The organism is Pseudomonas fluorescens, assembly GCF_902497855.1.
GTDB classification, from domain to species: Bacteria; Pseudomonadota; Gammaproteobacteria; order Pseudomonadales; family Pseudomonadaceae; genus Aquipseudomonas; species Aquipseudomonas fluorescens_BI.
This window is the reverse complement of sequence record NZ_CABVHU010000003.1, coordinates 219,975-240,061: the sequence shown is the minus strand read 5'-3', so window position 1 is coordinate 240,061 and position 20,087 is coordinate 219,975. Positions and strand designations below refer to the sequence as shown.

21 protein-coding genes are annotated in these 20,087 nt (G+C 61.4%); 5 read left to right on the top strand and 16 right to left on the bottom strand.

Features of this window, described 5'->3' with window-relative positions; all coding sequences use genetic code 11:
• Window positions 1-6: 6 nt before the first annotated feature.
• Entirely contained in the window at window positions 7-1,107 is a 1,101-nt protein-coding gene (locus tag F8N96_RS08700) for an efflux RND transporter periplasmic adaptor subunit (RefSeq protein ID WP_150797454.1), read from the bottom strand.
• Window positions 1,108-1,200: 93 nt separating this feature from the next.
• Between F8N96_RS08700 and F8N96_RS08695 the strand changes: the two genes are divergently transcribed.
• Window positions 1,201-1,836 carry a TetR/AcrR family transcriptional regulator gene (locus tag F8N96_RS08695; RefSeq protein WP_150797453.1) on the top strand — a complete coding sequence of 212 codons (636 nt, stop codon included), beginning with the start codon at window positions 1,201-1,203 and terminating at the stop codon, window positions 1,834-1,836.
• Window positions 1,837-1,959: 123 nt separating this feature from the next.
• Here F8N96_RS08695 and F8N96_RS08690 read toward each other — a convergent pair whose 3' ends face one another.
• Entirely contained in the window at window positions 1,960-2,742 is a 783-nt protein-coding gene (locus tag F8N96_RS08690) for a class I SAM-dependent methyltransferase (RefSeq protein ID WP_138964450.1), read from the bottom strand.
• Window positions 2,743-2,834: 92 nt separating this feature from the next.
• Here F8N96_RS08690 and F8N96_RS08685 point away from each other — a divergent pair, with 92 nt between their 5' ends.
• Window positions 2,835-3,455, top strand: coding sequence for an energy transducer TonB (locus F8N96_RS08685; RefSeq protein WP_150797452.1), 621 nt, complete (start codon window positions 2,835-2,837; stop codon window positions 3,453-3,455).
• A 3-nt stretch (window positions 3,456-3,458) separates the two neighbouring features.
• Here the strand turns inward: F8N96_RS08685 and F8N96_RS08680 are convergent, their stop codons facing one another.
• The 7 genes from F8N96_RS08680 to ppc all read right to left on the bottom strand — a co-directional run bounded on the left by F8N96_RS08680 (window position 3,459) and on the right by ppc (window position 10,791).
• The gene (locus tag F8N96_RS08680) at window positions 3,459-4,157 is read right to left on the bottom strand and encodes an extensin family protein (RefSeq protein WP_150797451.1); all 699 of its coding nucleotides are present in this window, start codon (window positions 4,155-4,157) and stop codon (window positions 3,459-3,461) included.
• 2 nt (window positions 4,158-4,159) lie between these two features.
• The gene (locus tag F8N96_RS08675; protein WP_150797450.1) at window positions 4,160-4,981 is read right to left on the bottom strand and encodes an isocitrate lyase/PEP mutase family protein; all 822 of its coding nucleotides are present in this window, start codon (window positions 4,979-4,981) and stop codon (window positions 4,160-4,162) included.
• 33 nt (window positions 4,982-5,014) lie between these two features.
• Window positions 5,015-5,875: a DUF72 domain-containing protein gene (locus tag F8N96_RS08670; RefSeq protein WP_150797449.1), complete on the bottom strand. Its 861-nt coding sequence runs from the start codon at window positions 5,873-5,875 to the stop codon at window positions 5,015-5,017.
• Window positions 5,875-6,180, bottom strand: a complete 306-nt coding sequence (locus F8N96_RS08665; RefSeq protein WP_150765992.1) for a hypothetical protein — start codon at window positions 6,178-6,180, stop codon at window positions 5,875-5,877. Before F8N96_RS08665 ends, F8N96_RS08670 begins: the two co-directional genes overlap by 1 nt.
• 278 nt (window positions 6,181-6,458) lie before the next feature.
• Window positions 6,459-7,133, bottom strand: a complete 675-nt coding sequence (gene tsaB / locus F8N96_RS08655) for a tRNA (adenosine(37)-N6)-threonylcarbamoyltransferase complex dimerization subunit type 1 TsaB (protein ID WP_150797448.1) — start codon at window positions 7,131-7,133, stop codon at window positions 6,459-6,461.
• Between the two features lie 86 nt (window positions 7,134-7,219).
• Window positions 7,220-7,867 (bottom strand): adenylate kinase, encoded by a 648-nt coding sequence (adk, locus tag F8N96_RS08650; protein ID WP_150797447.1) that lies wholly within the window; start codon window positions 7,865-7,867, stop codon window positions 7,220-7,222.
• 293 nt (window positions 7,868-8,160) lie between these two features.
• Complete coding sequence (gene ppc, locus F8N96_RS08640) at window positions 8,161-10,791, bottom strand: phosphoenolpyruvate carboxylase (protein ID WP_150797445.1); 2,631 nt, start codon at window positions 10,789-10,791, stop codon at window positions 8,161-8,163.
• Between the two features lie 201 nt (window positions 10,792-10,992).
• On the opposite strand from ppc, the gene F8N96_RS08635 reads away from it, so the two are divergent.
• The 3 genes from F8N96_RS08635 (at window position 10,993) to F8N96_RS08625 (ending at window position 12,964) form a co-directional block, all read left to right on the top strand.
• A complete protein-coding gene (locus F8N96_RS08635) occupies window positions 10,993-11,337 on the top strand; it encodes a pilin assembly protein (protein WP_150797444.1) in 345 nt (114 codons plus the stop codon).
• A gap of 375 nt (window positions 11,338-11,712) precedes the next feature.
• Window positions 11,713-12,126 carry a DUF4398 domain-containing protein gene (locus tag F8N96_RS08630; RefSeq protein WP_150797443.1) on the top strand — a complete coding sequence of 138 codons (414 nt, stop codon included), beginning with the start codon at window positions 11,713-11,715 and terminating at the stop codon, window positions 12,124-12,126.
• A gap of 49 nt (window positions 12,127-12,175) precedes the next feature.
• Window positions 12,176-12,964, top strand: a complete 789-nt coding sequence (locus F8N96_RS08625) for an OmpA family protein (RefSeq protein WP_150797442.1) — start codon at window positions 12,176-12,178, stop codon at window positions 12,962-12,964.
• Between the two features lie 183 nt (window positions 12,965-13,147).
• On the opposite strand, the gene F8N96_RS08620 is transcribed toward F8N96_RS08625, so the two are convergent.
• The 7 genes from F8N96_RS08620 to prfB all read right to left on the bottom strand — a co-directional run bounded on the left by F8N96_RS08620 (window position 13,148) and on the right by prfB (window position 20,083).
• Window positions 13,148-13,477 carry a hypothetical protein gene (locus F8N96_RS08620; RefSeq protein WP_064676066.1) on the bottom strand — a complete coding sequence of 110 codons (330 nt, stop codon included), beginning with the start codon at window positions 13,475-13,477 and terminating at the stop codon, window positions 13,148-13,150.
• Window positions 13,474-14,388, bottom strand: a complete 915-nt coding sequence (locus tag F8N96_RS08615) for an alpha/beta hydrolase (protein ID WP_150797441.1) — start codon at window positions 14,386-14,388, stop codon at window positions 13,474-13,476. Before F8N96_RS08615 ends, F8N96_RS08620 begins: the two co-directional genes overlap by 4 nt.
• 146 nt (window positions 14,389-14,534) lie before the next feature.
• Window positions 14,535-15,812, bottom strand: a complete 1,278-nt coding sequence (locus tag F8N96_RS08610) for a flavohemoglobin expression-modulating QEGLA motif protein (protein ID WP_150797440.1) — start codon at window positions 15,810-15,812, stop codon at window positions 14,535-14,537.
• Between the two features lie 35 nt (window positions 15,813-15,847).
• A complete protein-coding gene (locus tag F8N96_RS08605; protein ID WP_150797439.1) occupies window positions 15,848-16,402 on the bottom strand; it encodes a hypothetical protein in 555 nt (184 codons plus the stop codon).
• A 162-nt stretch (window positions 16,403-16,564) separates the two neighbouring features.
• Window positions 16,565-17,281 carry a TetR/AcrR family transcriptional regulator gene (locus tag F8N96_RS08595; protein WP_191630723.1) on the bottom strand — a complete coding sequence of 239 codons (717 nt, stop codon included), beginning with the start codon at window positions 17,279-17,281 and terminating at the stop codon, window positions 16,565-16,567.
• Between the two features lie 102 nt (window positions 17,282-17,383).
• Window positions 17,384-18,886, bottom strand: coding sequence for a lysine--tRNA ligase (gene lysS, locus F8N96_RS08590; RefSeq protein WP_150797438.1), 1,503 nt, complete (start codon window positions 18,884-18,886; stop codon window positions 17,384-17,386).
• A gap of 101 nt (window positions 18,887-18,987) precedes the next feature.
• A protein-coding gene (gene prfB, locus F8N96_RS08585) for a peptide chain release factor 2 (protein ID WP_150797437.1) occupies window positions 18,988-20,083 on the bottom strand; the annotation gives its coding sequence in 2 pieces (ribosomal slippage) (window positions 18,988-20,010 and window positions 20,012-20,083; 1,095 coding nt in all).
• Between the last annotated feature and the right edge of the window lie 4 nt (window positions 20,084-20,087).

The window sequence follows — 20,087 nt, the reverse complement described above, 5'->3', positions numbered from 1 at the left end:
CGGGGATTACTCCTTGTCCGCCAGATTGACCACGCGGTTGGAGCGATCCACGGGGCGCACCTGCTGCCCTTCGAGAAGCACATGGACACCGGCCGCCACCACCCAGTCACTGGCGTTCAAGCCTTCGAGCACGGGCACGGTTTTCTCGCCGAAAGCACCGATCCGCACCGGGGTCTTCTTCAAGGTGTTATTGGCACTGACGACCCAGACATAGGTCGCGCCGTTTTCCGCGGTCAGCGCCGAAAGCGGTACGGACAGCGTCACCACGTCGGCGGCCTGCACGAACACCCGGGCACTTTGGCCGAGTTCGGCTGGCACCTTGCCGCCAGTGAATGAGATGCGCGCGGCGAAGGTGCGCGATTTCGGATCGGCTGCCGGGGATAACTCACGGATGCGCCCGGCGAAACGTTGATCGGGTTGGGTCCAGAGTTCCACCGACACCGGCTGGCCGACCTTGAACCGGCCGAAGCTCTGTTCCGGCAGGCTGATCGACACCTCGCGCTCACCATCGGTGGCCAGGGTAAACACGGTTTGCCCCGCCGCCACGACTTGCCCGACTTCCACCGCACGCTTGGCCACCACGCCGTCCTGGGGTGCGCGCAGCACCGCGTAGCTGGCCTGGTTGGTCGAGACGTTGAACTCGGCCTTGATCTGCTTCAGGCGGGCTTCACCGGAGCGGAACAGGTTTTCGGCATTGTCGTACTGCGAACGACTGACCATCTGCCGGTCCATCAGGGTTTTGTAGCGATCGCGCTCGGTGCGCACCAGGTTCAGATTGGCTTCGGCGGCGGCGACCTGGGCGCGGGTGGCTTCCAGCTGCAGGCGCACGTCCTGAGGGTCGAGCTCCGCCAGTGGCTGGTCAGCCTTGACCCGCTGCCCTTCCTCGACCAGTCGTCGGCTGACTTTGCCGCCAATGCGAAACGCCAGCTCCGGTTCGAAACGCGCACGGACCTCACCGGGGAAGCTTTCCACCACCCGGGTCGACGGCTCTGGCTGCACCACCATGGCCGGTCGGACGGTGACTTGAGGCGCCTCTTCGTGACCGCACGCAGACAATAAAAACGCCAGACTGACCGGCAATGCGAGGGGCAAGGCATAGCGGAACATGGTGAAGGACCTTTCGCTAATGGTGCTTGGAATAATTATACTGACCAGTATGTTATTAATAGCAAACTCACCAGTCCAGTATTAAAAGCGAATATGTCGAACACTCTTTCAGCCCCCAACGGTCCGGGCCGCCCCAAGGATCTGGCCAAGCGCCAGGCGATCCTCGACGCGGCGAAAATTTTGTTTCTCAGTAACGGCTATGCCAACACCAGCATGGACGCGGTCGCGGCCGAAGCCGGTGTGTCGAAACTGACGGTCTACAGCCATTTCAACGACAAGGAGACGCTGTTCTCCGCCGCGGTGGTCGCCAAGTGCGAAGAGCAATTGCCGACGCTGTTTTTCGAGTTGCCGGACGGCGTCGCGGTAGAAACGGTGCTGTTGAACATCGCGCGCGGCTTTCATCAGCTGATCAACAGCGACGAATCGGTGAACCTGCACCGGCTGATGATGACCCTGGGCAGCCAGGACCCGAAGCTCTCGCAGATTTTCTTCGAGGCCGGGCCGGAGCGCGTGCTGCATGGCATGGAAAGATTGCTGAGCAAGGTCGATCAAAGCGGCGCGCTGAGCATCGACAAACCGCGCCACGCCGCCGAGCACTTTTTCTGTCTGCTCAAGGGGGCGGGGAATTTTCGCTTGTTGTATGGGTGTGGCGAGCCGTTGACCGGGGATGCGGCCGAGAGCCATGTGCGGGAAGTGGTGGGGTTGTTTATGCGGGCTTATCGACCCTAGCGATGATCGTTCCCACGCTCTGCGTGGGAATGCCTCAATGGACGCTCTGCGTCCGCTTCGGCAGGGACGCGGAGCGTCCCGGGCTGCATTCCCACGCGGAGCGTGGGAACGATCTGTCTGAACTCAAGGCTTGAGCGCTTTCTTCGGGTAGATGTCATACCGACTGGATTTCCCATCCAACGCATGACTCGGCTTCGGCCCCGCAATGCACGGCGCCTTGCGCGGGCGCTTGACCACCACCCGGTGGCTGGCCAGCGCCAGTGCCGCTTCAAGCAGCGCCGGCGCGTCGGGATCATCCCCCACCAACGGCCGGAACAGACGCATTTCCTTCTTCACCAATGCGGTTTTCTCACGATGGGGAAACATCGGGTCGAGGTAGATCACCTGGGGCGGCTCACCTTCCCAGTTGCGCATCACTTCGATCGAATTGCCCTTGAGCAACCTCATCCGCGCCACGATCGGCGCCACGTCGAAGTCCTCCGCACCACGGGCCAGGCCATCTTCAAGCAAGGCGCCGATCAACGGCTGACGCTCGATCAGGCTCATCTCACAGCCCAGGCTCGCCAGCACGAACGCATCCTTGCCCAACCCTGCGGTGGCATCCAGCACCCTCGGACGCACACCTTGGGCAATGCCCACGGCCTTGGCGATCATCTGTCCCGTGCCGCCACCAAATAACCGGCGGTGGGCCGCGCCGCCCTCGACAAAGTCCACCCGCACCGGTCCCGGCGCATCGGCACCCAGTTGTTGCAGCTGCAAACCCTGCTCGCCCACCTGCAGGGCAAACTCAGCGTCCGCCACCTGCATCGGCAAGCCCAGGCGCTCGGCCCATTGTTCGGCCTGTGGCTGAAAGGCCGGGGTCGAAGCCTCGACGTGGATGCGGCAGACCGCAGGTTGCTCAATCATGGGAAACACGCTCAAAAAATTAATGATCGGCAAAAACGGCCGATAACAACACTATCGAGCATTTTGCCAGAGCTGAGCGTCGACCGAGAGAAATGTCAGACTTTCAACCCTCCATCACCGGCTTTATCTCGCCCTATGGCGATTACAGCCGGCAAAATACCCAGGCACTGAGCGGTGTCAGTCACCTGTGGCAGGATTTTTTTGCCCGGGCGCTGGCCGATCATTCGGGCGAGGTGCTGCCGGAGTCGCTCAACTTTCCACCGGTGGAGCTCGACAGCCCGGTCGAGCCCACGGTTGGCAGCGATCTGCTGGCGCACATCGTTGCCCAGCGCGACTGTGAGGTGAAGGACAACGAAGTACGCCCGCCCGAGCCACTGTTTCTGCCGATTGCGGAGTTCGAAATGGACCTGGCGGACAAACCTTTCCCAGCGTTCCCGGAGGCGGCCATCATCGCGCAGCAGCGACAGCAGGACTACGAAAGTGGCTGGGTTCGCCCGATCGTGCTGGCCGCCGGTCAACCTGTGCCGCCAACCGGCCCGGCGCCACAACCGCGTGCGCTGCACTTGCCGATCGCCGAGTTCGATCTCCATCTGCTGGACAAGCCCTTCCCGCCGTTTTCGCCCGAAGAACTGGCGGAGCAACGGCAACACTTCGATTTCGATACCGGCTGGGCGCGCCCGATCGTGCTGCAGAATCTGCGTATCGCCGCGTAAGTCTCAGCGGCAGACCCGCCACGGCCCGACATCCAGGTGAAAATGATCGCGATGGGCGGTGTTGTAGTCCGGGCTCAATACCCCACTGAACAGATCGCAGGCGCCATCGCGGACCTGGCGTAGGAACCGCGCGTCCTGATTATCCTTCGGCCAATCCTTGAGCACGCTAATGGCGCGGCCGTCGGCCAGGCGGAAACCGGCGATATCGAGCGCATTGGCGCTGGCGTGCTGGCTGCGCCTGCCGTTCTCGCGGCCGTAGACGTTGCGACAGGCAAAGCTGCCCAGATGCTCGACGCGGCTCACAGGCTGGCCATAGACCGCCTGTGCCGCGGGTTGCAGCGCGTGATGCTCGAACAGCGCAAAGGACACCGCCAGGCGACAACTGGCGAGAAAACTGCTGCTCAGGGCCACTTCACCGCCTTGCACACGCAGGGTGTTGATCAGCGGGCAGGTCGCGCCTGGGCTGTCGGCCTGGCGGGACACGCGTAAACCGGAGCTGCCCAGGGCCTGCTCGCATAGCTGCGGATCATCGCGCAGTCGCATCAGCTTGTAGCGCGTCAGAAAATTGGGTGCAGCCTTCACGTCCAGCGGCGCCCAGGGGTTCCATTGCGGCGGCGGCGTGACCCAGCCACGCCAGACGCTCACCGCTGCCGCCGCGCCGATGATCAACAACAGCGCGAACACTACCCGCAGCACCGGCATCTTCAGCCTTTGAACAATTGATTGGCCTGCTGGAACGGCATGGAGCGCGAGGTGAAGCCGAAGGTGCCCGACTGCCGGATCTCTTGCGCAGCACGAAAGAACTCGCCATACGCCGCCAGGGCCAGCGCCGAACCCACGCTGATCCGCTTGACGCCCATCTCGCTCAGTTGCTCGACCGTCAGCTTGAGCCCGCCGGACATCAAGACGTTGACCGGTTTGGGCGCTACCGCCCGCACTACCGCCAACACCTCTTCAGCGCTACGCAGGCCCGGCGCATAGAGCACGTCGGCGCCGGCGTCGGCAAACGCCTGCAGCCGGCGAATCGTGTCGTCCAGATCGGGATTGCCGTGCAGAAAGTTTTCCGCCCGGGCCGTCAGCGTGAACGGGAAAGGCAGACTGCGAGCGGCCGCGACCGCGGCTTCGATGCGAGCGACTGCATGGTCGAAGCAGTAGATCGGCCCGTCTTCGCGTCCCGTGGCATCTTCGATCGAACCGCCGACCGCGCCTGCTGCGGCGGCCCGCAAGATACTTTGCACACAGTCGGCAGGATCGTCGGCGAAGCCGTTTTCCAGATCGACCGCAACCGGCAGGGGGGTGGCGGCGACAATCGCCTGAACGTTCGCCAGGGTCTGGTCCAGGGTCAGTCCACCATCGGGACGCCCCTGGGAAAAGGCGTAACCGGCGCTGGTGGTCGCCAGCGCCTCGAAACCAAGGCTGGCGAGCATGATCGCCGAGCCGGCGTCCCACGGGTTGGGAATGACAAAAGCGCCGTCGCGTTCATGCAGGGCTTTGAACGCCTGGGCTCGAAGGGTTTGCGCATCCATTGGCAGGCTCCTTGGAAGAGGAAAAAATCCGCTTCAGAGCAGGCCAAGTTGCTCCGCGGCGGGCTCTCTGTATAGCTCAGGCAGCGGCGGCAGGCCAGGCAAACGCAGCATCAGTTGTGCGTGGAAACGCTGAGCAAGCCTGGCCGCCAGCAGATTGTCGGCGGTGTGCAGGAAAATATACGGCGTGCGGCCTTCTTCGATCCACAGGGCGATTTTCTCGACCCAGGGCACCAGGAACGGATCATTGGCTTCCAGTTGCGGATGGCCGATGAAGCGCACCTGCGGGAACTGGGTAAATGCCGCCGGACGAGGCGGTACCCTGGGCTTTTTCGATTGGGCGTGGAGCACTGACGGATCAGTCGAGGTGCAGCTGAACAGCGCACGCGGATCGAGGCAGATGCGCTCGACGCCGCGATCCAGCAGCAGGCGATTGAGCCTGCGCTCGTCATCGCCCTTGGCGAAGAACGCGTCATGCCGCACTTCGACTGCCAGGGGTCGGTCCACGGCATCGATAAAACCGGCCAGCTCCGCCAGCCGTTGCGGCGTAAAGCTTTTCGACAATTGCAGCCACAGCGGCGAAACCCGCTCGCCCAAGGGGCTGAGCAATTGCAGGAAGGTTTCGGCAGCCGTCAGTTGTTCTCGCAGGTCGCCGCCGTGACTGATGTCGCCGGGAAACTTGGCGGTAAAGCGAAAGTGGCCAGGCATGGTGTCGGCCCAGCGCTGCACGGTGGCGGCAGAGGGGCTGGCGTAGAAGGTCGTGTTGCCTTCCACGGCGTTGAACACCTGGGCATATAGATTCAGAAATTCGGCGGGCCTGGCGTCTTGCGGATAGAGATAGTCGCGCCAGGCGTTTTCACTCCAGGACGGGCAGCCGAGGTAGTAAGGCAGCACCATCAGATGTACAGGTCGAGACCCAGCACATCGGCATCCCAATCGACAAAACCGGCGGTACTCAGGTAGCTGGCGAGTGCCGTGGCCACACTTTTGCTCATGGCGCGGTGGTAGATCATGTCTTGCTGACGGGCGGGAAGATTGCTCAGGCGTTGTGCACTGGCTTTGGCGGCGCGGGCGGCCAGTTGCTCCTCGGAAGGAAACGCCAGCTCACCGTCGATATCGACGGATTCGTCCTCGATCACGCGGCCTTTGCGGGGCTGGCGCTTGATGGGGTAGGACTGAGAGGAAAGGCCGTCTAGACGCATGATGGCGGGCTCGGTATCGATAATGGCAGTTTAGTGGCGCTCAACTCACTTCGCAAACAGCCGAATGATCACTAGAACACAGAAACGATGAAAGGTTTAACAGCGCGGGCAGAAAATGACGATTGACGGAGTTGCGCAGTCCCGCCCTGTAGGAGCGAGGCTTGCCCGCGAAGAACGATAACGCGGTGTACCTGCAAAACCGTGCCGCCTGATTCGCGGGCAAGCCTCGCTCCTACAGGGCGAGCTTGCCCGCGATTGGACCCAGTCGGTCTGGGACATCAACGGGCCTTGGGCGTCGCCACTTTATCGCGCAAATAAACCGGCTGCGCCTCGTCCGCCACAATCGCCTCACCCCGTTCCCAGGCAAATCGCGCAAGGGTCAGCAAGTCTTCAGCATGAGGCAGCATGCCCGCATCCTGCCCGCTCAGGTTGACCGCAATGCGCTCGGCATAACCCCAGCCAGTGCCGGCGCCAAACCATTCACCGCTGGCATCGGCCGGCAACGCTGCCGCTTCCGGCGGCAACACCGCCTCATTGCCGACCAGGCGCATCTCCCCTGCCGTTTCGCGGTAGCAGCCCCAATACACCTCATCCATCCGCGCATCGATAGCCGCTGCAACCTGGCTGACGCCGTGTTCGCGATACGCTCGTTGTGCCAGCACTGCCAGGTTCGACACCGGCAACACCGGGCGATCCAGCGCAAACGCCAGCCCCTGTACCACGCCGATGGCGATCCGCACGCCGGTAAAAGCACCCGGGCCGCGACCGAAGGCGATGGCATCGACCGCTTGCAAGGTAGTCCCGGCCTCGGCCAGCAACTGCTGAATCATCGGCAACAGCTTCTGCGCATGCAGGCGCGGGATCACCTCGTAATGGCTCGTGACCTTGCCGTCATGCAGCAAGGCAACGGAGCAGGCTTCAGTCGCGGTGTCCAGGGCCAGCAAGGTGCTCATCGATGTTTCCGTAAGAGAGGTCAGAAAAAGTGCGCCAGTATAAACAACTACGGCCCGCAAGCGGGCCGTAGAAGATCAAGCAATGTTCAGCTCAGCGCTTCAAGCACCTTGTCGGTGATCGCTTCAACCGAACCAACACCCTCGATGTGGCTGTACTTCGGTTTGCCTTGAGCGGAGGACAGCTCCTGGTAAAACTTCACCAGAGGCTCGGTCTGGGCGTGGTAGACCGACAGGCGATGACGCACGGTTTCTTCGGTGTCGTCTTTGCGCTGCACCAGCTCGTCGCCGGTGACGTCGTCTTTACCGTCAACTTTTGGCGGATTGTAGACGATGTGGTACACGCGACCGCTGGCCTCGTGGACACGACGGCCAGCGATACGCTGGACGATGTCTTCGTCTTTAACGTCGATTTCCATCACGTGGTCCAGCTCGACGCCAGCCTTCACCAGGGCTTCGGCCTGGGGAATGGTGCGCGGGAAACCGTCGAACAGGAAACCGTTGGCGCAATCGGCCTGGCTGATGCGTTCCTTGACCAGATTGATGATCAGGTCATCGGAAACCAGACCACCGCTGTCCATGACGCTCTTGGCGATCAGGCCCAGCTCGGTGCCGGCCTTGACCGCGGCACGCAACATGTCGCCGGTGGAGATTTGCGGAATGCCGAATTTCTCGGTGATGAACTTAGCCTGAGTACCTTTACCGGCCCCGGGAGCTCCCAGCAGAATGACGCGCATCGATGTGCTCCTCAATTTTTTATAGATACAGATAACGTCAGATTCGCCTCGTGGGGCCAATCTCAAAAAAAGGATCGTGACCGCCCAAACGGCCGAAGGCTGATCAAGATACACAGCAGGCCCTGACCACACAAGCCGCCAAAAGTCGGAGAAACCCGCGCCTGACGTGACCTTTGCGACGGGGTACCCCTAGTCGCAACCCCATCATTAACTGTCGCCTGGCAGCACTTTTCAATCCTGCGCCAGCAGGCACCCGATGCCCGCATCGAGTGCCCAATCCCTCGGCAAAAACCTCAGCCGGTATTGCGCAATCCGGCGGCAATCCCCGCCACAGACACCAGCAGCGCCTGTTCTACCGGGCTGTCCTGCGCCACTTCCTGTTGCCTGGAGCGTGCCAATAATTCGGCCTGCAATAGATGAAGCGGATCGAGGTAAGTGTTGCGCAAGCGGATGAATTCGAGGGTGGCTGGGCTATGTGCCAGCAGCTGAGACTGCCCGGTCAGCCCCAGCACCACCGAGCAAGCCTGCGACAATAGGTCGCGTAAATGCACCCCCAAAGGCAGCAGATCCGGCTCGACCAGACGCTCATCGTAGGACTGGGCGATATCGCTATCGGCCTTGGCCAGGACCATCTCCAGCATATCGATGCGGGTGCGGAAGAACGGCCACTGCTCGCGCATCTGGCCCAGCAGCTCACCTTCGCCGCGTTCCAGCGCCTTGCTCAGGGCGGCTTCCCAGCCGAGCCAGGCCGGCAGCATCAGGCGTGTCTGGGTCCAGCCGAAGATCCACGGGATCGCCCGCAGGCTTTCGATCCCGCCCGCACGGCGCTTGGCCGGACGACTGCCCAACGGCAAGCGTCCCAGCTCCTGTTCCGGCGTGGACTGGCGGAAATACTCGACGAACTGCGGATTTTCCCGCACTACGGCGCGGTAGGCGCTGACGCCATCGGCGGCCAGTTCGTCCATCAAGTGCCGCCACTCGGGTGTCGGAGGTGGCGGCGGCAGCAAGGTCGCTTCCAGCACGGCGGCCAGGTACAGATTGAGGTTTTGCTCGGCGATATCCGGCAGGCCGAATTTGAAACGAATCATTTCCCCCTGCTCGGTGGTGCGGAAACGCCCCGCCACCGACCCTGGCGGCTGCGACAGGATGGCCGCGTGAGCCGGACCGCCACCGCGACCCACGGTGCCGCCGCGACCGTGGAACAACAGCAGCTCCACTTGCTGCTCGCGGCAGATGTCGACCAGACGCTCCTGCGCCCGATACTGCGCCCAGGCCGCCGCGGTGGTGCCGGCGTCCTTGGCCGAGTCGGAATAACCGATCATCACTTCCTGCGGCCCTTGCAGGCGCGCGCGGTAGCCCGGCAGCAGCAACAGCTTCTCAATCACCGGGCCGGCGTTATCGAGGTCGGCCAGGGTTTCGAACAGCGGCACGACCCGCATGGGCCGCAATACGCCGGACTCCTTGAGCAGCAGTTGCACAGCCAGCACGTCGGACGCGGCACCGGCCATGGAAATCACATAGGAGCCGAGTGAGTCCCCGGGTGCCGAGGCGATTTCCCGGCAGGTCGCCAGCACTTCGGCGGTGTCGGCGGACGGCTTGAAATACGCCGGCAGCAACGGCCGACGGTTGTTCAGTTCGCGCATCAGGAAGGCGATGCGCTCGTCCTCGCTCCAGTCTTCGTAGCGACCGAGGCCGAGGTAATCGGTGATTTCGGTCATCGCCGCCGAGTGCCGGGACGAGTCCTGGCGCACATCCAGCCGTACCAGGAACAGGCCAAAGGTCACCGCCCGGCGCAGGCAATCGAGCAACGGCCCGTCGGCGATCACACCCATGCCGCATTCGTGCAGCGACTGGTAGCACAGCTCCAGCGGATCGAGCAGGTCGCGGTTGTTTTGCAGTACATTGGCCGGTGCCGGCGTGGTCGCGGTCAAGGACGCGTGGGCCCAGTTACGGGTGGCGCGCAGGCGTTCGCGCAGCTGTTTGAGCACGGCGCGATAAGGTTCGGCGCTGTCCCCGGCCTTGGCTTTCAGGGCATCGCTGGCTTGCTGCATCGACAATTCGGCAGCCAGGTGATCGACATCGCGCACGTACAAATCAGCGGCCATCCAGCGCGCCAGCAGCAGGACTTCACGGGTCACGGCAGCAGTCACGTTGGGGTTGCCGTCCCGGTCGCCGCCCATCCACGAGGCAAAGCGGATCGGCGCCGCCTCCAGCGGCAGGTGCAGGCCGGTGGCAGCCTGCAGGGCCTGGTCCGCCTTGCGCAAATAATTGGGGATCGCCTGCCACAGCGAATGCTCGATCACCGCGAAGCCCCACTTGGCCTCGTCCACCGGCGTCGGTCGGGTGCGGCGTATTTCTTCGGTGTGCCAGGCTTCGGCGATCAAGCGCTGCAACTTCGCGTGGATCTGCTCGCGCTCGGCGCTGGTCAGGTCACGGTGGTCCTGGGCGGCCAGTTGCGCGGCGATGGCGTCGTATTTCTGGATCAGCGTGCGCCGTGCCACTTCGGTCGGGTGCGCCGTGAGGACCAGTTCGATCTCCAGCCGGCCCAGTTGCCGGGCCAGGGATTCGGCGCCATGGCCTTCGGCGCGCAGGCGCGCCAGCAGTTCCGGCAGCACCCGCGCTTCGAACGGTGCGGGCTGCGATTCTTCGCGGCGGTGAATCAGCTGATACTGCTCGGCGATATTGGCCAGGTTGAGAAACTGGTTGAACGCCCGTGCAACCGGCAGCAACTCGTCTTCGCTCAATTGGTTGAGGCTGGCGCTCAGCTCGGCATCCATCGAACCGCGACGGTCGGCCTTGGCGCCCTTGCGGATCTGCTCGATTTTGTCGAGAAAGCCGTCCCCGTACTGTTCACGAATGGTGTTGCCCAACAGCTCACCCAACAGGTGAACGTCCTCGCGCAAGCGTGCATCGATATCGGTCATCAGCAGTTCTCCAGCAAGAAATCCGGGCGGCTAAGATCTTTAAGAGTGCCGCTCCAGACGGGTTCTTACAAGCAAGACGACGAAGGGACTTTAAACCTTTGGCGTTATAGCTAATCTGAAGAGTAAGCCGTACAACGGCTGCCGGCGGTCAAAGCCGGCACTCACCCTGCCTGCCACGAGCAGGCGCGCAATGAGGTCACTATGAAAATCCGCGAGCTTGCCCAGCATTGGGAAGAAAACGCCAAGGGTCGCCTGACCGACACCGGCTACAAGATTCATCTGGATGTGGAGGCTGCCGCGCGCCTGGCTGCGATCGTCGAGATGTACCCCAAGCGGCATCCTGAAGAACTGCTCGGCGAACTGATCGGCGCCGCCCTGGAAGAGCTGGAGAAAAGCTTCCCCTACGTGAAAGGCTCGACCGTCGTGGCCACCGACGAAGAAGGTGATCCGCTGTACGAAGACGTGGGGCCGACCCCGCGTTTCCTCGCGTTGTCCCGTCGGCATTTGCAGGATTTGTCGAGCGCTGGCGGCAAACCAAAACACTGAATTTGCCGCAAAACCTGTGGGAGCGAGCCTGCTCGCGAAGAGGCCTTGTCAGTTGAAATATATGTTGACTGACACACCGCTTTCGCGAGCAGGCTCGCTCCCACAGGAGTTGTGATTCCCTTCAATAATTGTGTATTCCCGGGCCTTGAAACGGTCGGGGATACCTCCCCCTATCGCCAAAGTTCCCGCTCCAGAGCCTTGTCCGCCCGGTCAATATTTTTTCGGGCGATGGGCCATCTTCTCTGAACTTTTGAAAAACGCCGCGGGTCACACCCAGTAACCACGCCTGGGACGGCCGTGTCAGAACACCCCGGAAATTGTCGGTTGCGGCTCCTTGCCCAGGATGGATTTTTACGTTTTTCAGGAGTTATTCCAATGGAGTTGAAGACCATGAAGACCCGAACTGCCCAATCCCCGTCTACCCCCCTGCGCAGCCTGAAACTGGCCGCACTGGCGATCGGCAGCAGCCTGGTCCTAGCCGGTTGCGCCGGTAACCCGCCGACCGAACAATTCGCCGTGACCCAATCCGCCGTGAACGGTGCAGTCAGCGCCGGCGGTACCGAATTCGCCGCCGTGGAAATGAAGTCCGCCCAGGACAAGCTCAAGCAAGCCGAAATCGCCATGCACGACAAAAAGTATGACGAGGCCAAGCTCCTGGCCGAACAGGCCGAGTGGGACGCTCGCGTAGCAGAGCGCAAAGCCCAGGCGATGAAAGCCGATCAGGCTGTGAAGGACTCTCAGAAAGGGGTTCAGGAAATGCGTCAGGAAAGCCAGCGCACCGTGCAATAAGCGGCGCGGCACGACGTACTTCTTACTCGACTAAAAGGACGAAACCATTATGCGTAAACAATTGATGATCCCTGCCCTGCTGGCTGCAAGTGTTGCACTGGCTGCCTGCTCCACGCCGCCCAATGCGAACCTGGAACAGGCCCGCACCAACTACAGCGGCCTGCAAGCCGACCCGCAAGCCAGCAAAGTCGCGGCACTGGAAACCAAGGACGCCAGTGATTACCTGGACAAGGCCGACAAGGCCTACATGGACAAGGAAAACCAGGCCAAGGTCGACCAGCTTGCCTATTTGACCAACCAGCGAGTTGAAGTGGCGAAGCAGACCATCGCCCTGCGCACCGCTGAAGCCAACCTGAAGAACGCGTCTGCGCAACGTGCCCAGGCCCGCCTGGATGCCCGCGACCAGCAGATCAAACAGCTGCAGGACAGCCTGAACGCCAAACAGACCGATCGCGGCACCCTGGTGACCTTCGGTGATGTGCTGTTCGCCACCGACCGGGCCGACCTGAAATCCAGCGGCCTGGTCAACATCAACAAACTGGCGCAGTTCCTTCAGGAAAACCCGGACCGCAAAGCGATTGTCGAAGGTTATACCGACAGCACCGGCACGGCTTCGCACAACCAGTCGCTGTCCGAGCGCCGCGCCGGTTCCGTGCGCATGGCCTTGGTAAAAATGGGCGTTGATCCAGCGCGCATCGTTGCCCAGGGTTATGGCAAGGAATACCCGGTTGCTGAAAACGGCAGTGTCTCGGGTCGTGCCATGAACCGTCGCGTGGAAGTGACCATTTCCAACGACAACCAACCGGTGATCCCGCGTTCGGCGGTCAGCTCCAATTAAGCTGAAGCTGCTGTAACGCAAAAGCCCCGCCTGATCTGATCAGGCGGGGCTTTTGTTTTGCTTTTCGTAGGAGCGAAGCTTGCTCGCGAGGGCAACCCGGTCTTTGAGCTATACCGCGTTATCGTTCTTCGCGGGCAAGTCGGATCGCCGCACCGCTCGCTCCTACAGGTGGGCGTGGGCGCGCTACGGTTCCAGCTTCTGCGGGGTTTCCTGCCCGATGCAGCGCACAGCTTTTTTCTTGTTGTTGACCAGCACACCGCTCAGGCCTTTCTGTTCGGTGTCGAACATCACCAGTACGCCATCGATGCATTGGGCCACTTGCGCGGCCGGTTCCAGGGAGACCTTGTAGTCTTCACCGGGCACGGTCTTGAGCAGGGTGAAGTCGCTGAGCAGCAGCGCGTCCTCCGGTTTGGCAAAGTGCAGGTAGCCATACCACCACAGGGCGCCGACGGTGCCGAGGATGCTGCAGATACCGGTGATGATCAGCGGGATGGCGTTACGTTCTTCACTCATTGCGGACTCTCTGGTGGTTCATCTTCGGAATTCGGGGCTGCCGGGTAATTCGGTGTCTCGCCCAGGCGGCGCAGGCCGTTGAAATGCTGCGGATCATCGAGATAACGCAGCATGACCTGGCGCCAGACCGGGTCGGCGAACGTCTGCACATGACCACCTCGGGTCAGTTGCAGCACCCGTGGTGGCGGCGCAGCTTGATACAGACGGATGCCGTTGGAAAGAGGCACGATCGGATCGTCGATGCTGTGGTAGATCAGTTTCGGCACGCCATTGAGCTGTGCCATCGAGTGGATGGCGCTGTCGCCGTCCGGCACCAGCCACGACAGCGGCACCTGGAACGGCCAGAACAACCATGAGTTGCTCAGGGCAAACCGGCCGACACTGCGGTAACTGGCGGGCACCCCGTCGAGGACAAAGGCCTTGAGTTGTTTCTGCCGTTCGGGATGCTGGACCAGGTAATGCACGGCCATCGAACCGCCAAGGCTCTGGCCCAGCAGGATCAGCGGCTTGCCCCGGACCTCGGGGGCCTGGTCGAGCCATTTGAACGCGGCATCGATGTCCTGGTAGATCGCCGGGAGCGACGGCTCACCTTCGGACAGGCCGTAACCGCGATAGTCCACCAGCAGCACTTGATAGCCTTGCTTGGGCAGCCACCAACTGCCCCCAAGGTGCATGGGCAGATTGCCGCCATTGCCATGCAAGTGCAGCACCGTGCCTTTGACCTCGACGCCTTTTTTCGCCGGTAGCCACCAGCCGTGCAGCCGGATGCCGTCGGCGGTGGTGAGGGTGACGTCGCGGAATTCGAGCCTGGCTTTTTCCGGGGTGAACAGTTGCCCTGGCTCGGGGTAGAACAGCAGGGAGCTGCACCCGCCCAGGGTCAGGAGAAGGCAGACGATGCCGAGGAATCTCATCCGATGAAACCTCGCAGAAATGGGGTTGGAATTGATCGTTCCCACGCTCTGCGTGGGAATGCCGCCATGGACGCTCCGCGTCCCTGTGACGCAGAGCGTCACGGTATGCATTCCCACGCAGAGCGTGGGAATGATCAGTGTCGCGATTAGAGGATGTTGGAGTAATCCGCCTCGATCCGGTCCAGGCTCAGGTGATTGAGGAAGTTGGAGAAGCACATCCACGCCGACAGCGCGTTCATGTCACGGAACTGCTCGGGCAAGTATTTGGGTGGCACGACCAATCCTTCATCCACCAACTGGCGCAGGGTGCGCATGTCTTCCAGCGTGGTCTTGCCGCAAAACAACAGCGGTATTTGCTCGAGCTTGCCTTTACGCACGGCCAACTGAATGTAGTTGTAGACCATGATAAAGCCCTTGAGGTAGGACAAGTCTTTGGTAAACGGCAGACCGGTCGGCACCGAACCGCGGAACACCCGACTGGCGTTGCCATAGCTTTCGGCCATTTCGAAGCCTTGCTCGCGGAAGAATTCGAAAATCTGCAGGAAGTCGGCGCCCTCCTCCACCATATGAATGGCACGGGTGCGGTTGGTGAGTTTGCGCAGGCGACTGGGGTAGGAGGCGAAGGTGATGATTTCCATCAGGATCGCCAGGCCTTCCTGGGTCACGGTCGACGACGGCGGCCCCTTGGACAGGAAGGTGCAGATGGGCTGGTTCAGGCCATTGAGCGTGGTGCCCACATGCACCAGCCCTTCGTGGACTTCCAGGGCGCGCACGTCACGCTCGTTGAACATCGCGTCGGTGCGGATCTTGATGTAGTCGGCGCCGGCCGCCGCATCGGCAACGATGCCGTCGGATTCGAACACCCGAATGGTGTCCTCGGCCTCGCCAAACACCTTGCTCAACCGGGTTTGCAGTAAATCCACGGCGTCCTTGGCGGTGAGGGTTTTCGGTTCGTCCTTCAGGTCTCCGCGGCCGTCGATGTTGTTCAGGTAATCGGAAAGCATCAGGCCCAGGTCGGACAGGGTCGGGTCGCCAGCATGGAATGCGTCGGACGCGGCACCGTACAGTTCCTGGGAAATCAGGCCGAAATCCTCGGTGCCACGCGCTTCGAGCATGCGCACCACCATGCGGTATTCCTTGCACATGCGGCGCATGATCTGGCCAACCGGGTTGAACTGGCCGAGCTGACGGGTGATGTCGCGCTCGATGTTCTGGAACTCCAGCTTCACTTTGCTGGAGTCGAAGGACAGCGGCCGGTTCAAGTAATAATCGCGGTCCACTGCCGGCATTTCCTTGCCCTTGGCCTTGAGGAACCCCTTGCGAATGGTGTCGTCCCACTTGACCGCATCGAGGACGCGAATCGGCGTCTGCGCCAGCACAATGCGATCGGATAAAATGCGTATCGACTGCTGGTAATCGTCCACCCGAAACTCCTGTAGAAAAACCGTTACGTGCTGGATTATTTGGCTTTGGCCAGGCGCTGATAGCGCACCGTCTCGACGAACACATCGGAATTGGCCGGATCGTCGAGGTAGGCGAATACCTGGTCCATGCCGGTGTTGATCAGCACGCCATCGCCATCGTCAGTCTGGAAGCCTTCGCCGCTGAGGACTTTCTGCCCCAGGGCCTGGTTGATCTGCTCGAGGTCGAGGCTGTAGACCACCAGTTCCTGCTTATCGGTGAGTTCGAACCCGGCGATGATGAAATGTCCGCCGAACTGCGCCGGCACCTTCGCCGACAGATACCAGCGGCTGCCATGGCGCGATACCGTGAAGGGATAGGCTTCGCGCTCCCGGGGCTTGGCCTTGAAATAGCTGACCGCCTGATAGCGATTGCCACCGATGCGTGTCAATTCCAGGTTCATCGGTTCGCCCCAGGCGTTGGTGCTGGTCCATTTGCCGAGCAACCCTTTGGGCGCAGGGTCGCTGGCGGGCAACGGTTCCTTGAAGGTCACCAGACAGCCACTGAGCAGCAGGAACGACAAGGCGATCACAACGACACGCCAGGCTTTCATTCAACACTCCCTATGATCACGACGCGGTCCCCGGATGGTCATCGAACCCTGTAGGAGCGAGGCTTGCCCGCGAAGGCGGTTTAACATTCAACATCCACGTTGACTGACATATCGCCTTCGCGGGCAAGCCTCGCTCCTACAGGGATGAGTTGTCCCGAGGAGTTACACCGACGCCAATACCAAATGCATGTAGCGCGTGAGGATACCGAGCATTTCAGCTTCGGCGGCAGGCTCGGCGTCGTTGAGCAGGCCCTGATATTCCATCCGTCCGATAATCGCCGTCAACACTTTGGCATCCTGTTGTGGCTCGCGGGAACCCAATACCTCGAAAAAGTGGCAGGTTCCCTGCAGCAGAATTTGCTGGTGCGAGCGCACCAACTTCGCCAGGCGCGGGTTCAACAGCGCCTCCTGGCGGAATGCCTGCTCGGCCATCAAGTGTTCGCGACGGTTCTGCAATTGACGGTGAACATAGTCGGACGTCAGCCGCGCAATGTCGTCTGCCAGTTGTGAGCGGGACTCGGCACTGCCATCGCCGTAGGCGACCATCTCACGCAGCAGACCTTCATTGTTGGCCCACAACTTGGCCATGAACGCCGCGCTGCGCTCCACGTATTGGGCGAAGGTATCGGTGAGCAGGTCATCGATATCCTTGAAATAGTAAGTGGTGGCCGACAGCGGCACACCGGCCTCGGCCGCTACCGCACGGTGCCTTACGGCCCGCACGCCATCGCGCACGACAATGCGCATCGCCGCATCGAGAATGTCCTGTCGACGCTGCTCGCTGCCCTGGCGGCTGGCCTTGCGACCCTGGTACTGAACACTTTCAGCGACCGCAGTGGCGATACCCACTGCACCCTCTTGAGCCATTGCACGGTTCACGACAGGTATTCCTCTCTTACTTCAAAAGTAACCAATTGATACGTTTGTACCAGACAGGCAATAAAAAGCCGCCCATTTCGGGCGGCTTTTTAATTGAAACACTTACGCTTGCGGCCGCATGTGCGGGAACAGGATCACGTCGCGGATCGACGGGGAGTTGGTCAGCAGCATCACCAGGCGGTCGATGCCGATCCCTTCACCGGCCGTTGGCGGCATGCCGTACTCCAGCGCGCGAACGAAGTCGGCGTCGTAGTGCATGGCTTCGTCGTCGCCGGCGTCCTTGTCGGCCACCTGCGCCATGAAGCGCTCGGCCTGGTCTTCCGCGTCGTTCAACTCGGAATAGGCGTTGGCGATTTCACGACCGCCGATGAACAGCTCGAAACGGTCGGTGACGTTCGGGTTGTCGTCGTTGCGACGGGCCAGCGGCGAGACTTCGAACGGGTACTGGGTGATGAAGTGCGGCTGTTCCAGCTTGTGCTCGACCAGCTCTTCGAAAATCATCACCTGCAGCTTGCCCAGACCTTCGAAGCCCAGCACCTTGGCGCCGGCCTTCTTGGCGATGGCGCGAGCCTTGTCGATGTCGTTCAGGTCGTCAGCGGTCAGCTCAGGGTTGTACTTGAGGATCGAGTCGAACACCGACAGACGCACGAAGGGTTCGCCGAAGTGGAACACTTTGTCGCCGTAAGGGACGTCGGTGCTGCCCAGGACCAGCTGCGCCAGTTCGCGGAACAGTTCTTCGGTCAGGTCCATGTTGTCTTCGTAGTCGGCGTAGGCCTGGTAGAACTCCAACATGGTGAATTCAGGGTTGTGACGAGTCGAAACGCCTTCGTTACGGAAGTTGCGGTTGATCTCGAACACTTTCTCGAAGCCACCAACAACGAGGCGCTTGAGGTACAGCTCCGGCGCGATGCGCAGGAACATTTCCATGTCCAGCGCGTTGTGGTGAGTCTCGAACGGCTTGGCCGCCGCGCCACCCGGGATGGTTTGCAGCATCGGCGTTTCGACTTCGAGGAAGTCACGCTGCATCAGGAAGCTGCGGATGTGCGCAATCACTTGCGAACGCACGCGGAAGGTCTGGCGCACGTCTTCGTTGACGATCAGGTCAACGTAACGCTGGCGATAGCGCTGCTCGGTGTCGGTCAGGCCGTGGTGCTTGTCCGGCAGCGGACGCAGGGATTTGGTCAGCAGACGCACGTGGGTCATTTCGACATACAGGTCACCCTTGCCGGAACGGGCCAGGGTACCAACGGCTGCAATGATGTCGCCCATGTCCCAGGTTTTCACCGAGGCCAGGGTGTCTTCGGACAGGGTTTTACGGTTGACGTAAACCTGGATGCGACCGGTCATGTCCTGGATCACCATGAACGAGCCACGGTTGAGCATGATGCGACCGGCAACCTTGACCGGGATTGCAGCCTCTGCCAGCTCTTCCTTGGTCTTGTCCGCGTACTGCTTCTGCAAGTCTTCGCAGTAGTTGTCACGGCGGAAGTCGTTCGGGAAGGCATTGCCCTTGGCGCGCTCGGCAGCCAGCTTTTCCTTGCGCAGGGCGATCAGGGAGTTTTCTTCCTGTTGCAGGGCTTGCGGGTCGAGTTCTAGGTCGCTCATGTCTTTAAATATTCCATCAGGTTCGTTGCCCCCGGCATTCGCCGGGGTTCGCGGGCAAGCCTCGCTCCTACAGGGTCGTATTGACCCCCGTAGGGCGTGCGTTAAAGCCCTTGTTTCAAGCTGGCCACCAGGTATTCGTCGATGTCGCCGTCGAGCACCTTGTCGCAGTCGCTGCGTTCGATGTTGGTGCGCAAATCCTTGATCCGCGACGCGTCGAGCACGTAGGAGCGAATCTGGTGACCCCAGCCGATGTCCGACTTGGTTTCTTCCAGGGCCTGGGAGGCAGCGTTGCGTTTTTGCACTTCCTGCTCGTACAAGCGCGCCCGCAACATTTTCATCGCGGTGTCTTTGTTGGCGTGCTGGGAACGTTCGTTCTGGCAGCTGACCACGGTGTTGGTCGGTACGTGGGTAATACGTACGGCCGAGTCGGTGGTGTTTACGTGCTGGCCACCGGCACCGGAGGAGCGGTAGGTATCGATGCGCAGGTCCGACGGGTTGATGTCGATTTCGATGTTGTCATCGATTTCCGGCGACACGAACACGGCCGAGAACGAGGTGTGACGACGATTGCCGGAGTCGAACGGGCTCTTGCGCACCAGGCGGTGCACGCCGATTTCGGTCCGCAGCCAGCCAAAGGCGTATTCGCCCTTGATGTGCACGGTAGCGCCCTTGATCCCGGCGACTTCACCGGCGGACAGCTCCATGATGGTCGCATCGAAGCCGCGCTTGTCGGCCCAGCGCAGGTACATGCGCAGCAGGATGTTGGCCCAGTCCTGGGCCTCGGTGCCGCCGGAGCCGGCCTGGATATCCAGGTAGGCGTTGTTGGCATCCATCTCGCCGCTGAACATGCGACGGAATTCGAGTTTTTCCAGGGACTCGCGCAGGCGCTCGACTTCGGCAGCGACGTCATCGACGGCGGCCTGGTCTTCTTCTTCGGCGGACATCAGCAGCAGGTCCTTGGCATCGGCCAGGCCACTGTGCATTTCGTCGAGGGTTTCGACGATCTGAGCCAGCAGGGACCGCTCGCGGCCCAGTTCCTGAGCGTACGTCGGGTTGTTCCAGACAGACGGATCTTCAAGCTCGCGATTGACTTCGGTCAGACGCTCATGCTTTTGATCGTAGTCAAAGATACCCCCGAATAGTTTCGGAGCGCTCGGACAGGTCCTTGATACTGTTAAGGATCGGGTTGATTTCCATGGCG

What these genes read in the sequence shown, in the direction of transcription:
- ppc (WP_150797445.1), bottom strand. Translation starts at nt 10,791, where the DNA reads ATGACCGATATCGATGCACGCTTGCGCGAGGACGTTCACCTGTTGGGT.
- F8N96_RS08665 (WP_150765992.1), bottom strand. Translation starts at nt 6,180, where the DNA reads ATGCGTCTAGACGGCCTTTCCTCTCAGTCCTACCCCATCAAGCGCCAG.
- F8N96_RS08695 (WP_150797453.1), top strand. Translation starts at nt 1,201, where the DNA reads ATGTCGAACACTCTTTCAGCCCCCAACGGTCCGGGCCGCCCCAAGGAT.
- F8N96_RS08635 (WP_150797444.1), top strand. Translation starts at nt 10,993, where the DNA reads ATGAAAATCCGCGAGCTTGCCCAGCATTGGGAAGAAAACGCCAAGGGT.
- lysS (WP_150797438.1), bottom strand. Translation starts at nt 18,886, where the DNA reads ATGAGCGACCTAGAACTCGACCCGCAAGCCCTGCAACAGGAAGAAAAC.
- F8N96_RS08680 (WP_150797451.1), bottom strand. Translation starts at nt 4,157, where the DNA reads ATGCCGGTGCTGCGGGTAGTGTTCGCGCTGTTGTTGATCATCGGCGCG.
- F8N96_RS08620 (WP_064676066.1), bottom strand. Translation starts at nt 13,477, where the DNA reads ATGAGTGAAGAACGTAACGCCATCCCGCTGATCATCACCGGTATCTGC.
- F8N96_RS08690 (WP_138964450.1), bottom strand. Translation starts at nt 2,742, where the DNA reads ATGATTGAGCAACCTGCGGTCTGCCGCATCCACGTCGAGGCTTCGACC.
- F8N96_RS08630 (WP_150797443.1), top strand. Translation starts at nt 11,713, where the DNA reads ATGGAGTTGAAGACCATGAAGACCCGAACTGCCCAATCCCCGTCTACC.
- F8N96_RS08615 (WP_150797441.1), bottom strand. Translation starts at nt 14,388, where the DNA reads ATGAGATTCCTCGGCATCGTCTGCCTTCTCCTGACCCTGGGCGGGTGC.
- F8N96_RS08605 (WP_150797439.1), bottom strand. Translation starts at nt 16,402, where the DNA reads ATGAAAGCCTGGCGTGTCGTTGTGATCGCCTTGTCGTTCCTGCTGCTC.
- F8N96_RS08685 (WP_150797452.1), top strand. Translation starts at nt 2,835, where the DNA reads ATGTCAGACTTTCAACCCTCCATCACCGGCTTTATCTCGCCCTATGGC.
- adk (WP_150797447.1), bottom strand. Translation starts at nt 7,867, where the DNA reads ATGCGCGTCATTCTGCTGGGAGCTCCCGGGGCCGGTAAAGGTACTCAG.
- tsaB (WP_150797448.1), bottom strand. Translation starts at nt 7,133, where the DNA reads ATGAGCACCTTGCTGGCCCTGGACACCGCGACTGAAGCCTGCTCCGTT.
- F8N96_RS08625 (WP_150797442.1), top strand. Translation starts at nt 12,176, where the DNA reads ATGCGTAAACAATTGATGATCCCTGCCCTGCTGGCTGCAAGTGTTGCA.
- F8N96_RS08700 (WP_150797454.1), bottom strand. Translation starts at nt 1,107, where the DNA reads ATGTTCCGCTATGCCTTGCCCCTCGCATTGCCGGTCAGTCTGGCGTTT.
- F8N96_RS08670 (WP_150797449.1), bottom strand. Translation starts at nt 5,875, where the DNA reads ATGGTGCTGCCTTACTACCTCGGCTGCCCGTCCTGGAGTGAAAACGCC.
- F8N96_RS08675 (WP_150797450.1), bottom strand. Translation starts at nt 4,981, where the DNA reads ATGGATGCGCAAACCCTTCGAGCCCAGGCGTTCAAAGCCCTGCATGAA.